Source organism: Maribacter arenosus (assembly GCF_014610845.1).
GTDB classification, from domain to species: domain Bacteria; phylum Bacteroidota; class Bacteroidia; order Flavobacteriales; family Flavobacteriaceae; genus Maribacter_A; species Maribacter_A arenosus.
Genome location: NZ_JABTCG010000003.1, coordinates 1 through 13,294, shown reverse-complemented (window position 1 = coordinate 13,294; position 13,294 = coordinate 1). Strand labels below are relative to the sequence as shown.

9 protein-coding genes and 2 tRNA genes are annotated in these 13,294 nt (G+C 40.3%); 5 read left to right on the top strand and 6 right to left on the bottom strand.

Annotated elements, in window-relative coordinates; all coding sequences use genetic code 11:
• Positions 1–51: 51 nt before the first annotated feature.
• Entirely contained in the window at positions 52–1,566 is a 1,515-nt protein-coding gene (locus tag HPE63_RS08110) for a GH3 auxin-responsive promoter family protein (RefSeq protein ID WP_188313775.1), read from the bottom strand.
• A gap of 78 nt (positions 1,567–1,644) precedes the next feature.
• On the opposite strand from HPE63_RS08110, the gene HPE63_RS08105 reads away from it, so the two are divergent.
• The gene (locus HPE63_RS08105; RefSeq protein WP_188313774.1) at positions 1,645–2,439 is read left to right on the top strand and encodes a DUF2797 domain-containing protein; all 795 of its coding nucleotides are present in this window, start codon (positions 1,645–1,647) and stop codon (positions 2,437–2,439) included.
• On the opposite strand, the gene HPE63_RS08100 is transcribed toward HPE63_RS08105, so the two are convergent.
• From HPE63_RS08100 to sppA, 3 genes are read right to left on the bottom strand one after another with little or no spacing between them, the layout of a single operon-like run.
• Complete coding sequence (locus HPE63_RS08100; RefSeq protein WP_188313773.1) at positions 2,432–5,179, bottom strand: AsmA-like C-terminal region-containing protein; 2,748 nt, start codon at positions 5,177–5,179, stop codon at positions 2,432–2,434. The two genes, HPE63_RS08105 and HPE63_RS08100, sit on opposite strands and share 8 nt — an antisense overlap.
• Before the next feature lie 51 nt (positions 5,180–5,230).
• A complete protein-coding gene (locus tag HPE63_RS08095) occupies positions 5,231–5,941 on the bottom strand; it encodes a queuosine precursor transporter (protein ID WP_188313772.1) in 711 nt (236 codons plus the stop codon).
• A 3-nt stretch (positions 5,942–5,944) separates the two neighbouring features.
• On the bottom strand, positions 5,945–7,705 hold the full coding sequence (sppA, locus tag HPE63_RS08090; protein WP_188313771.1) for a signal peptide peptidase SppA: 1,761 nt from the start codon (positions 7,703–7,705) through the stop codon (positions 5,945–5,947).
• Positions 7,706–7,776: 71 nt separating this feature from the next.
• Here sppA and folK point away from each other — a divergent pair, with 71 nt between their 5' ends.
• Positions 7,777–8,922, top strand: a complete 1,146-nt coding sequence (gene folK / locus HPE63_RS08085) for a 2-amino-4-hydroxy-6-hydroxymethyldihydropteridine diphosphokinase (RefSeq protein ID WP_188313770.1) — start codon at positions 7,777–7,779, stop codon at positions 8,920–8,922.
• Positions 8,923–9,042: 120 nt separating this feature from the next.
• On the opposite strand, the gene HPE63_RS08080 is transcribed toward folK, so the two are convergent.
• A complete protein-coding gene (locus tag HPE63_RS08080; protein WP_188313769.1) occupies positions 9,043–9,573 on the bottom strand; it encodes an RNA methyltransferase in 531 nt (176 codons plus the stop codon).
• Between the two features lie 184 nt (positions 9,574–9,757).
• Between HPE63_RS08080 and mutS the strand changes: the two genes are divergently transcribed.
• The 3 genes from mutS to HPE63_RS08065 all read left to right on the top strand — a co-directional run bounded on the left by mutS (position 9,758) and on the right by HPE63_RS08065 (position 12,652).
• The gene (gene mutS / locus HPE63_RS08075; RefSeq protein WP_188313768.1) at positions 9,758–12,340 is read left to right on the top strand and encodes a DNA mismatch repair protein MutS; all 2,583 of its coding nucleotides are present in this window, start codon (positions 9,758–9,760) and stop codon (positions 12,338–12,340) included.
• 119 nt (positions 12,341–12,459) lie between these two features.
• Positions 12,460–12,532 (top strand) — tRNA-Gly (locus tag HPE63_RS08070).
• A 36-nt stretch (positions 12,533–12,568) separates the two neighbouring features.
• Positions 12,569–12,652, top strand: a tRNA-Leu gene (locus HPE63_RS08065).
• 93 nt (positions 12,653–12,745) lie between these two features.
• On the opposite strand, the gene HPE63_RS08060 is transcribed toward HPE63_RS08065, so the two are convergent.
• Entirely contained in the window at positions 12,746–13,150 is a 405-nt protein-coding gene (locus HPE63_RS08060) for a type 1 periplasmic-binding domain-containing protein (RefSeq protein ID WP_188313767.1), read from the bottom strand.
• Between the last annotated feature and the right edge of the window lie 144 nt (positions 13,151–13,294).

Sequence of the window (13,294 nt, the reverse complement as noted above, 5' to 3'; positions counted from 1 at the left end):
AAAATTTAGTTTGAAATACCAAATTCAACCTTTAATCCCAATAACCATCATTTATTTGTTTATCTGAAGTAATTCTTCGATATAGTCCCTCTTGTTGGACAATCTGGGTATTTTATGCTGCCCCCCCAATTTATCTTTGGATTTCAACCAATCGTAGAACAAATTCTCCCTAGCCGCATGAACTTTGGGCATCTTCAATGTTATATTATTATACCGTTTTGCCTCATAATCCGAATTGAGCGATTTTAAGGCATTGTCCAATACCTCGGTAAAATAATTTAAATCTTGTGGCGATTTTCTGAATTCGATGATCCATTCATGCGCCCCTTTTTCCCTACCTGACATAAAAATCGGTGCAACGGTATAATCCTTTATCTCAGCCCCGGTTTTTATACATATACGCCTTAGGGCCTCCTCGGCGTTTTCAATGATCAATTCCTCACCAAAAACATTGATATGATGTTTGGTCCTGCCTGTTACCCGCACACGATATGGATTTGTAGAGGTAAATCTGACAGTATCCCCTATTTTATAGCGCCATAAGCCTGAATTGGTAGTTATTATAATGGCATAATTTATGCCCACCTCCACATTCCAAAGGGGAATAGCAATTTGCCCTGGCGTATTATAGGTATCCATAGGAATGAATTCATAGAAAATACCATAGTCGAGCATTAATAAAAGATCGTCGGCATTATTTCTATCCTGAATGGCAAAAAAGCCTTCAGAGGCATTGTAAATCTCATAATATTTAAAACTCTTTCGAGGAAGTAAATTTTGGTACTGTTCTTTATAGGGTACAAAACTGACCCCCCCGTGAAAATACACCTCTAGGTTTTCCCAAATCTGGAACAAATGATCCTTTCCCGTTTCTTGGAGCACATTGTTCAAAAGTACGAGCATCCAAGAGGGTACACCGGCCAAACTCGTCACATTCTCTTGGGTACTTTCATGAATAATAGCCTTTAGTTTGCTTTCCCATTCGCTCATAAGCGACACCTTGTTGCTTGGCGTGCTACTGAATTCTGCCCATAGTGGCATATTATCGATTAGAATGGCCGAAAGATCACCAAAAAAAGAATCATTATCCTTGTAAAGTTCCTTACTACCTCCCAATCGCAGACTTTTTCCTGTGAAGAGTTGTGAGTTCTCATTATTGTTCAAATACAGGCACAGAAGGTCCTTGCCCGATTTATAATGGCAATCTTCCAAAGCCTCGGCACTTACAGGAATGAACTTACTTTTAGCATTCGTGGTTCCGCTACTTTTTGCAAACCATTTGATCGTTGTAGGCCAAAACACATTCTGCTCCCCCTTGCGGGTACGTTCTATCATAGGTTCGATCTCCTCATAAGATACAATAGGTACGCGTTCCCTAAAGGTTTCATAGTTGGCAATTGACTCAAAATCATATTTTTTGCCAATTTCGGTATCCTCTGCAATTTCCAACAGTTGATGCAATACCTCTTCCTGCACTTCTTCTGGGTACTTCAGAAAAAGTTCTATCTGATGATAGCGTTTTTTAAGCAACCAGCTTGCGATTGAATTAAATAAAGGTATGGGCATTTTAGGTATCTTTGACTAGCTAAAAATAGCTTTTATAGTTATCATTTTCAAATAGATTACCGAATAAGAATTTCTAATATGCACTACAAGGGAGTATTACGAAAAATGCAAACGGAATTGGGACGCCCCATTCAATATTATATGCTTTTTGAAGACAATTACTTAAATGTAAACCAAGTCCTAAACAAGGAAATCACATTAAATTTTATAAAATTCCAATGCCTAAATTGTGGTAAAGACCTCCCGATATTCAGGCAAGGATTTTGCAAATCATGCTTTTTTGAGACCCCATCGGCTGGGGATTGGATTATGCGCCCCGAATTGAGTACTGCGCATCTAGGAAAAGAAGACCGTGATCTGGACTATGAAAAAAAGGTACAATTGCAGCCCCATATCGTGTACTTGGCCAATTCGAGCAACATTAAGGTTGGGGTTACCCGTAAGTCACAGGTGCCAACAAGATGGATAGATCAAGGCGCCCATGAAGCTATTGAAATTGTTGAAGTTCCCAACAGGTATTTAGCCGGAATAACCGAAGTTGCCTTAAAAGATCATATTGGCGATAAAACCAACTGGCGTAAAATGCTCACCAATGATGTTGATGACGAGGATCTAGTTTCTTGGCGCAATAAGTTGAAAGCCTATATTCCTGCAGAGGCGAACGAATATTTTATTGAGCATAACCAAGAAACCCACTTGGAGTTTCCCGTACTCGAATATCCGAAAAAAGTCAAAAGTTTAAATTTGACCAAAACCCCTAATTACAAAGGCGTTTTAATGGGTATAAAGGGGCAATACCTGATGTTTCAAGACAATACGGTATTCAACGTACGAGGCAGCGAAGGCTATTATGTTTCCTTAGGAATTAATTGATAGAATCGTTTTTAGTTTTAGCGGTATCCTTTTTCTTTTTCCCACCTAACAATCCACCAAGAATATTTTTGGTCGCTTCCTTAACCGGGTCTTTTGTTGCGGTAACCGACGTATCATTTTTTTGCGCTACGGAATCCTTGGGCTTTTTAGTACCTCCCAATATTCCGCCCAAAATTTCTTTGGCCCCATCCTTTACAGGGTCCGCTTTTTTAGTGGAATCTTTTTGACTCGTATTTCCGCTAAGAATGCCTCCTATTAAATCCTTCGCCTTATCGGTTCCCTTGTTTATGAGTTTTTGTTTTTCTATCTCTATTAATTTGGTGGTCAGGCTTTTAACCCCCGACGTGAAATCGGTGGTCACGGTCGGGCTATCATACATGCCCCCGATACTCGCCGTGACGGGAATGGTGAGATTTTCCAAAGTCTTATCGTCGATTTTCGCGATTAGGGCATTTACTTCCTTACCCAAATATTTTGAGGGAACTTCCAGGGTTGCGGTATAGTTCATTTTTTTATCAAAGGTGTGGCTTCCGGCTATATTTACGGCCATGTCTTGGTATCTGATGCTGAAGGGTTTTACTTTAACCACCCCGTTCTCGAAGGAAAGCGCTGTTTTCAATCCTTTAAGATCTATTTTGTCGAGTTTTAAGAAGTCGAGTTTGGTGGTCAGGGCCGATAGTATTTTGGCCTGATCCGGAATATTTACGGCTTCCAGTAGCTCTGCAAGTACATTCCCGGATACCGTATTCAGATTGGGTGTAAAATCGTCGGTAAGGTTACCGGATATCGAGATGGTGGAGTTCAATTTTCCCTGCAAAGCACTGGCTACTGGTGCCAATACCTGAAACAGTTCCAGGCTTTTGAACGTCTCGCTGATCTGTAGTTGGTCCAAGCCCAATTTCATAGCAAAGGTCGGGGTTTCGTGCTTGGTAGAGACCTCGCCATCAAACGCGACTTTGCCATTGAACAATGAAGAGGTCATATTGCTCAGGGTCGCTTTTTCGTCCTTAATCCGCAGATTGCCCTTAACATCTTTCAAAACAAGATTATCGTAAAGTACCGTATTGGCGGAAGCCTCAATATTGGCATCCAAAAATGAGGGAATCTTTATTTTTTCTTCCGTGGTAGTTGCAGGAGTCGACCTGGTTTCATCATTCGCTGTGCCAACCGGCTCTTGGACCATAAAATCATTGAGGGAAAAGGTGTTGGATTTTAAGTTGAAGTTCCCTTCTACATTTTCGTTATTGAACATAAACCCTAGAAGGTTGTCAATGGTTCCGGTGACATCAAAATCGGTCTTGCCCGTTATTCCCTGCATTTTGTTCAAGGTCACTGTTTTCGGATTGAACATCAATGCGGTGGTCGAAATTTTTACCGGATTCGGAATCTCGCTCGAATTGTATTCAAAATCCTTTAGATCCAGTTTACCCGAAGTATTGGTGTTTTCGTATTGCTTTTTCTCGATGGATGCCATATCGAAGGCCGTGGTCACATCCGCATTCAATAAGCCTTTTAAATTTAAATCCGCTGGCACAGGATAGGCCTTTGAAATATTGGCCAAATCCATACGGCCGTCCAAATGGGCTTTGACCTTGGTGTTGCCCATAAGTTCGGTGATCTTGGCCACCATGTTGAACTTGTCCTGATCGATCATAAAGGATGCTTTACGGATATCGACATACGTATCTTCGGTAATTCCGGTAGTGTTTTCAATTTCAACATCCATATACACATTACTGACCGATTTCGGCAAATCAGGATATTTAAAGGAGGCATTCTCGGAATTGATCTTAATATTGAACTTGGGAATATGGGTATCATCTACAATACCGTGGAACTTACCTTCTACTATAAAATTTCCTGAAGTTTTTACGTTTTCTATGTTCTTCGAATATTCCTCGGGAATAACCGCTAGGAAATTCTTGAAATCTGAAGAGGGGGTCTTAAAGCTGATATCGACTTCCTGGTCATTTTCGTTCAACTTCACATATCCATCAAATACCAGGGGAAGCTGGTTGACCATAGCCTCATTCTTCAAAAAAGAATATTTATTCTCTTGTAGATCGACCCCAATCAGGGCATCGAGCTTTACTTTGTTCTTGTTCAGGTATTTTGTACTATCCATTGATAAAGAAACCAAGGCTTCCGTGGTGGTTTCAAATTCAGATTTGGATAAAGAAAGGTCCCCTGTGCCCTTATGTACAATTTCATCGACAACCAATCTAATGTTACTCTCCAAATCATCATAGACTATTCTAGATGCATTGATTTCATAGGACTGTAAATCAAAAGTGAAGCCCTCAGATGAAGATGCATTTGATGGAGCCCCTTCGGCTGACTTCCCAATATCATAAGACGCATTGCCTTCAACATCGTACTTGATATTCAATTGGGCACCATCTACGATCAAGGATTTTATTGCAATTGCTTCCCCCGCATTTTTAAAGAGTTCCCCAATACCCATTTTCAAGGCAACCAGATTGGAGGCAAACAGAGTATCGCCCTCAAAAGGGGTTTTGTTAATTAAGGAAACTCCTCTCAGCTCGACCTCTGCACTAGGGAAACTTCGGATAAGACTCAGTTTGGCCTCTGAGAAATCCATGGTGGCATTAACGTTGTTGTTTACATTATTTTTGAGAATATCACCTATTTTGGCCTCCAAAATAAAGGGGATGGCAATGAGTATTCCTACGATTAACAATAAAACCGCAACTACTATTTTCAATATTTTCTTTTTCATTTTACTATAGCTTTTTATCTAAGATATTAACTCCGGGAAAGGTGGAATATTTTATGCTTCCAAATTTATTTCCTCCCCTATTTTCAATCCAAATCGCTTTCTAAGTAGATATACGAAGAAATAGAGGAAAGGGGTGTCGAGGAACGCGATTAAAACCTTAAAAAGGAAACCGCTTATGATCAAACCATAGAACATACTCCAAGGCAACACCTTGAACAGGCATAAAAGGCCGACTACCGTAAAGGTATCGATGAATTGGGATAAAAAAGTTGAAAAATTATTCCGTAACCATAAGTGTCTGCCTTTGGTCATGCGTTTCCAAAAGTGATATATGGCAATATCCACATATTGGGCAAATAAATAGGCCAGCATCGATGCCAATACCGCAATTGGGGATAGCGCAAAAACCTTACTGAAGATCTCATTGTCAACCGGGGAGTTTTCAATAGCCGGAACGTAGTTGGCCACAAATATGATACCCATGGAGAAAAACGAGGCGAAGATTCCGGCGGTAACGATCTGATTCGCCTTTTTCTTTCCGAAAATCTCAGATATAAGATCCGTAATCAAAAAGGTTATGGGATAGGGTAAAATACCTACAGAGACTTCAAAAAGGTTGGCCCCAAAAACGCTTACCTCGCCAAATGGATTCCAATAAAAGAATTTTTGGAAAATCAAGTTCGAAACCACCAAGGAGGTAATGAACATGGCACCCAGATACAGATAAACCTTATAAGCCAGTCTTTTATCTTTCTGGTTCATCGTTTATTTTATATCCAATTTAAAGGGCATCCTAGCTTGAATCCCCTTTTGCTCCATTACCGATTTAAATTGTTTTATGATTTCGTAGGAATCCTGTCCTATTTCCTCTTTGATTAAATTCTGTCCTATTTTTGATTTTGCACTGCTCATATCTTCCATGAACCGTTCAAATCCGGATTTGTACTTCGGATATTTTCTAATCCCGTAGGTTTCTATTTCAGCTAATCCGGCCGCAGCCTTAATGGCATCATCCAATGTTCCCAGCTCATCGACCAATCCTAATCTTTGGGCATCAACCCCGCTCCAAACGCGCCCTTGAGCCATACTGTCGGCCTGAGCCACGGTAATATTACGCCCTTGTGCCACACGTTCCAAGAAGGTTTCATAAACCACCTCAATACCTTCTTGCACCACATTCCTAAAATCGTCGGTCATGGGTTCGAACACTGAGTAATCCACTGAATTTGCATTGGTACCGACTTGTTCCGCATTTATACCAATATCGGTGGCCAATCCGTTGATATTCGGAATTGTGCCGAATACCCCGATCGAACCTGTTATGGTCGTTGGCTCCGCAAAAATCTTATTTGCCCCTGCGGCTATATAATAGCCCCCTGAAGCAGCAACATTTCCCATTGAAACCACCACAGGTTTCTTTTCCTTGGCCAGTTCAACCTCGCGCCAAATAATGTCCGAGGTTAAGGCACTTCCCCCGGGCGAATCCACACGCAGTACAATCGCCTTTACGTTATCATCATCAACTGCCTTCTTCAGGGCCTTTGTAATAATCCCTTGACCGATTATATCCGGACCTCCTTCCCCATATAAAATCTCTCCCTGTGCATAAACGACCGCTATTTTATTGTCCCCTTTATGTATGGTCTTTTTATTGGATCGTCTGGTATAGTCATCCAATGATACATAGTTGATTTCCTTTTTGGCATCCATGGACAAGGCAGATCTGAGTTTGCCTTCATATTCATCAAAGAACAATAGGTCATCTACCAATCCAGAAGCCTTGGCGTATTTCGGCAACCTACCTCCCAAAGTATCGGCAATGATATTTATATTCGCCTCACTTATATTTCTTCCTTCAGCGATATCGGTAACCATGGTGTTCCATAACGAAGTTATCAATTCCTTTATCTGGGTCCTGTTGGCATCACTCATTTCATTCGCTAAAAATGGCTCAACGGCACTTTTATATTTACCATGACGGATCACCTCCATCTTTACTCCTGTTTTCTCTTGCAAATCCTTGTAAAACAAGACTTCGGAAGAAAGGCCCTTAAAATCCATTCCACCAACCGGATTCAAGAAGATGGAGTCCGCTACGCTTGCCAAATAATAATCTTTTTGCAAATAGAAGTCGGCATAGGTATATATGAATTTTCCACTTTGTTTAAAATCTTCCAGCGCTTTCCGAATCGCTTGGGTCTGGGCAAGTCCGGCTAAGATGAAATTGCTATTGATGCTTATACCTTTAATATCAGGATCTGTCTTGGCTACTGCAATGGCGTGTAGAATTTCGTCCAATCCCTGGGCTTTTCCAAAAATACTCGCAAAAGGATCGGCTTCATTATTTCCGACATAATCATTAATAGGATGTTGCAGTTGCAGTTCCAAGATGGTATTTGCCTTAATGACCACCCCATCCTCGGCACCCGCGATCAAGCTTATAAAAAGCATGAACATAACCACCATAATCCCAAAAGCGATCAAACTACCCAGTATGGCCGCTAATAGATTTCTCAAAAAATTCATTCTTATCGTATTATAATTACGGGCCAAAGATAACCAAAGTGAAATTGTTTTGTTTACTTTGTTTTAATATTATGAACGAACTTAAAAAGGCATATATTTCTATCGGCAGTAATCTTGGCAATCGGCTGCAGAACCTGCAAAATGCCTTATTTCGATTGGATGCCCAAGTAGGAAAAATAACCGCTATTTCAAAAGTTTATGAAAGTGAAGCCTGGGGATTCGAAGCGAACGATTTTCTTAATGCCTGTGTTACCCTCGAGACCTATTTGACCCCTGAGGAGGTCTTGTTAAAAATCCTTTCCATTGAAAAAATGTTAGGTAGGGAACGCTTCTTGGAAAAGGGATATGAATCAAGGATCATAGATATTGATATCATTTATTATGGGAACGAAGTTGTGCAAACGGATAGGTTGACTGTTCCCCATCCGAAGTTGCAGGACCGAAAGTTTGTTCTAATGCCACTAGCGGAGATTGCACCACAGTTTTATCACCCCATCTTGAAAAAAGACACACGTAACCTGTTACAGGAATGTAGGGACAAAGGTCTTGTTCGAAAAACCCAACATAAACTCTATACATCGAAAAAAGAGCTATTCTCCAATTTGAGTTTTATGGCCATCGAAGGCAATATTGGGGCCGGGAAGACCACTTTGGCCCAAAAAATCGCCGAGGATTTCAATGGAAAGCTGGTCTTGGAACGTTTTGCCGACAATCCTTTCTTGCCGAAATTTTACGAGGACCAAGGACGATATGCTTTTCCTTTAGAAATGTCATTTTTAGCGGATAGATATCAACAATTTACCGATGATACCTCGCAGTTCGACCTTTTTAAGAATTTTATGGTCAGTGATTATGATATTTACAAATCATTGATATTTGCCCAGGTTACCTTACAAAAAGACGAGTTCAACCTCTACCGTAAACTTTTTAAACTCATGTACCGGGAAGTGCAAAAACCAAGACTTTATGTGTACCTATACCAATCTACGGACAGGTTGCTAAAAAATATTAAAAAACGTGGCAGGGCCTATGAACAAAGCATTGAAGCTGCCTACTTGGATAAAATAAACAAGGGTTATTTTGAATTCTTTAAAAGTTATCCTGAACAGAATACCTTGGTCATCGATGTTGGCGATTTGGATTTTGTCGAAAATCCAACGGACTACAATACCATAATTGACAAGATTCAGGATTTTGCCCTTGAATTAACATTTTAAGAAATTTTTCACATATTACTTGTGTAGAACCTAAGGTTTTCCTTAATTAGCACTTGCTTAAGAGCAACTAACTAACTCAAACTATATAGCGAAAGACCCTGATGATTGCATCAGGGTTTTTTATTTATTGATCTTGGACCATAAGTCCCAAATGACAATTCCTACGCTCACCGATATGTTCAGCGAATGCTTGGTGCCATATTGCGGAATCTCCAATACTTGATCACTAGCGTTCACTACCTCTTGGGAAACCCCTTTTACCTCATTCCCGAAAACAAGAGCGTATTTTACCTTTTTTTCAACGTCGAATTGATCTAGCTGTGTTGCATTTTCAGCCTGTTCAATAGACACAACTTTAAAACCCGAAATTTTTAACTCTTCCACGAGTTCCAAAGTGTCTTTTCTATATTCCCAACTTACACTATCGGTGGCTCCCAAGGCCGTTTTTCGAATATCTTTATGTGGGGGTGTCGCCGTTATACCACAGAGGTATATTTTCTCGATCAAAAAAGCATCGGCCGTTCTGAAAACAGAACCAATATTGTTCAAACTTCGAATATTATCCAGGATTATGATCAATGGGGTTTTTTCTGCCGCTTTAAAGCCATCAACACCCAAACGGTGCAATTCCTCATTTTTTAATTTGCGCATCTTTTTTTATTAAACCTGTATAAAACCAAATAATCCAGAAAAGGATAAACTTTTTCAAACATATTAACAATGGTGCGTATTACACGTCAAAATTGGTATTTTCGTCTTATTGAGAACAATGCAAAAATAAGTTATTCCTATCGCTTTGAAAAAGACGGAAAAAACAAAAAAGGTCACCCCTTTAATGAAACAATACAACACCATCAAGACTAAATATCCTGATGCGTTGCTCCTATTCCGGGTTGGTGATTTTTATGAAACCTTTGGCGAAGATGCTATAAAGGCATCAAAAATACTCGGCATTATTCTCACCCATCGTAACAATGGTGGGGATCGTACAGAGCTTGCCGGTTTTCCGCACCACTCATTAAATACGTATCTCCCTAAATTGGTCAAAGCGGGCCAAAGGGTTGCCATATGTGACCAGTTGGAGGATCCCAAACTTACAAAGAGCATAGTAAAGCGTGGGGTAACTGAGCTAGTGACACCAGGGGTTGCCTTGAATGATGACATTCTCAATGCGAAGACCAATAATTTCCTATGTGCGGTTCACTTTGGCAGAAAATTATTGGGGGTTTCATTTTTGGATATTTCAACCGGGGAATTCTTAGTTGCCGAAGGCAATGAGGAACAAATCGACAAATTGCTTCAGAATCTTAGTCCGAACGAGATTTTAGTCTCCAAGGCGAATAAAAAGGAATTCACTGAATTATTTGGCACCCAATACCACACATTTTTTACGGAAGATTGGTTGTTTCAGGACGATTATGCCCTCGAAACGCTAACCAAACATTTTAAGACCAACTCCTTAAAAGGTTTTGGGGTAGACCAGCTGACCCATGGGATCATTGCTTCAGGGGTGGTTCTCCATTATTTATCGGAAACCCAACATCGCCAATTGCAGCATATCAATACCATTAAGCGTATTGCCGAGGAAGAATATATTTGGATGGACCGGTTCACCATCAAAAATCTAGAACTTTATCATTCCTCGAACAGTAATGCCGTAACCCTATTGGATGTAATTGACCATACTATTTCCCCTATGGGTGGCAGAATGTTGAAACGCTGGTTGGCGCTTCCTTTAAAAAACATTGAAAAAATACGTCGAAGACACCAGGTCATTTCCCACTTGAAAGTTGATGGAACCTTATTGCAAAAACTGCAAACTGGTATTAAACAAATGGGGGATTTGGAGCGGTTGATCTCTAAAGTGGCTACCGGTAAAATACATCCGAAAGAGGTCATTCAGCTTAAAAATTCCCTTGAAGCTGCAATACCGATCAAACAACTTACCACCCAAAGTTCAAATGAGGCTTTAAAACTGATAGGGGACCAACTGCATTCCTGTGATTTGCTAAGGGCCAAAATCAAGGAAATGGTCAATGAAGAGGCTCCGGTGAATGTACTTAAAGGCAATACTATTGCCCAAGGGTATTCCGAGGAATTGGATGAACTTCGTGGTTTGGCTTTTTCAGGCAAGGAATATCTGGACAAAATGTTGGAAAGGGAAACCGAATTAACCGGTATAAGTTCGTTGAAAATTGCCTCGAACAACGTATTCGGCTATTATATCGAAGTTCGTAATACCCATAAAGACAAAGTGCCAGACACTTGGATACGTAAACAGACCTTGGTCAATGCCGAACGCTATATCACAGAAGAACTAAAGGAATACGAGGCCAAAATACTTGGTGCTGAAGAACGTATACAGCTTCTTGAACAACAGTTATTCGCCCAGTTAGTGGTCTGGATGCAAGAATATATCGTACCTGTTCAGAACAATGCACGACAAATCGCTATTCTTGATTGTCTTTGCGGATTTACACAACTGGCCATAAGCAACCATTACAATGAACCACAGCTCAATGATTCTACCGAGCTTGAAATCATAGGGGGGCGCCACCCGGTCATCGAAAAACAATTGCCCTTAGGGGAGGCTTATATCGCCAATGACCTGGTGCTCAATCGTGAAAACCAACAAATCATTATGATCACGGGACCCAACATGAGTGGTAAATCGGCCATTTTACGACAAACGGCCTTGATTGTTTTGCTAGCCCAAATGGGAAGTTTTGTGCCTGCCGAATCCGCTAAAATAGGCTATGTGGATAAGATTTTCACTCGCGTGGGGGCAAGTGACAATATTTCTATGGGTGAATCGACGTTCATGGTAGAAATGAATGAAACGGCCTCGATATTGAATAACCTATCGGAAAGAAGCCTTATACTTTTGGATGAGATAGGACGAGGTACAAGTACTTATGACGGCATTTCGATTGCTTGGGCCATCTCGGAATATCTTCATGAACATCCTGCACGGGCGAAAACCCTTTTTGCCACCCACTATCACGAACTTAATGAAATGGCATCGACCTTTGAGCGGATTAAGAATTATAATGTTTCCGTCAAGGAACTAAAAAACAAGGTGCTATTCTTGCGTAAGCTAACCCCTGGTGGCAGTGAGCATAGTTTCGGTATACACGTAGCCAAAATGGCCGGTATGCCCCAGCAAGTGATCCAAAAGGCCAATAAGATTTTGAAGAAATTGGAGAAATCACATTCCAGTGAAGAATTAACAGATAAGCTACATGCTGTACAAGATGAAATGCAACTCAGTTTCTTTAATTTGGATGACCCCTTATTGGAACAGATAAAAGAGGAAATCACCACTTTGGACATCAATACCCTCACCCCGGTAGAAGCCTTAATGAAGCTGAACGAGATCAAGCGATTGCTTACCAAAAACAAGAAGGCTTCCTCTTAAACGAACAAGGATTTGAAAAAATTACAGGTTTAAATTTTTCAATCGAAATTTCTTTGCCTTTTATAGAATTGTATTAAATTTGCGTCCGCATCAGTGATATTGTGTAGTTCTTTTAAAACGCGAAAATAGCTCAGTTGGTAGAGCGCCACCTTGCCAAGGTGGAGGTCGCGGGTTCGAATCCCGTTTTTCGCTCGAAACGCTGCTCGTCAGCGTTTTTTTTTGAGTCCGGCTCGAGTGGTGGAATTGGTAGACACGTTGGACTTAAAATCCAATGGCCATTAGGCCGTGCGGGTTCAAGTCCCGCCTCGAGTACAAAGGGAAAGCCAAGATTTATAATCTTGGCTTTTTTCTTTCAGGTACAACATAGGTACAACAAAATCCAATTTATGGAATTAACCATATATTTTAATTTATTTTGGACTGTTTTGGATTCTTTATCATATAATCCTGCCAAATGACCAGTACATATTTTTCTTTACCATTCTCTTTTCTTGTCAAAAAGCCATATTCATATACGAATAGATAAACATCATCCTTTTGGTTCTTCCAGTAGTGTGTGAAGAAATTTGGGTCGAAACCCAGTTTCAATAACATTTCTGCCCTTACGGTTACCTTGCCTCCTTTATTATATTCTTTCAATATCTTTCTATTGAGCTTTAATTGATTATCAACTTTGTTGTAAAACCGCTCAGGTCGCTCTTTTTCCTTTTGGTATTGGAAAGAGCTTTTACATTGGGGGTCACAGAATTTCTTGTCCGTTCTACCTTCCAATTCCTTACCGCAATGAAGGCATTTCTTATATAATCTCATCTATTTATAGCTTATTGGTTCATTATACGTATCCTATTCGTATAAGGTACGGTTAAATTATTTTGTTTTTTGATATTTACAAAAATCAAATCATGTTCAAGGGCAGAAACATTACTTTAAAGCATTTGCTGATCGGAGGCGAAA

Coding starts and splice junctions, on each gene's coding strand:
- HPE63_RS08110 (WP_188313775.1), bottom strand. CDS start 1,566: ATGCCCATACCTTTATTTAATTCAATCGCAAGCTGGTTGCTTAAAAAA.
- HPE63_RS08105 (WP_188313774.1), top strand. CDS start 1,645: ATGCACTACAAGGGAGTATTACGAAAAATGCAAACGGAATTGGGACGC.
- HPE63_RS08100 (WP_188313773.1), bottom strand. CDS start 5,179: ATGAAAAAGAAAATATTGAAAATAGTAGTTGCGGTTTTATTGTTAATC.
- HPE63_RS08095 (WP_188313772.1), bottom strand. CDS start 5,941: ATGAACCAGAAAGATAAAAGACTGGCTTATAAGGTTTATCTGTATCTG.
- sppA (WP_188313771.1), bottom strand. CDS start 7,705: ATGAATTTTTTGAGAAATCTATTAGCGGCCATACTGGGTAGTTTGATC.
- folK (WP_188313770.1), top strand. CDS start 7,777: ATGAACGAACTTAAAAAGGCATATATTTCTATCGGCAGTAATCTTGGC.
- HPE63_RS08080 (WP_188313769.1), bottom strand. CDS start 9,573: ATGCGCAAATTAAAAAATGAGGAATTGCACCGTTTGGGTGTTGATGGC.
- mutS (WP_188313768.1), top strand. CDS start 9,758: ATGAAACAATACAACACCATCAAGACTAAATATCCTGATGCGTTGCTC.
- HPE63_RS08060 (WP_188313767.1), bottom strand. CDS start 13,150: ATGAGATTATATAAGAAATGCCTTCATTGCGGTAAGGAATTGGAAGGT.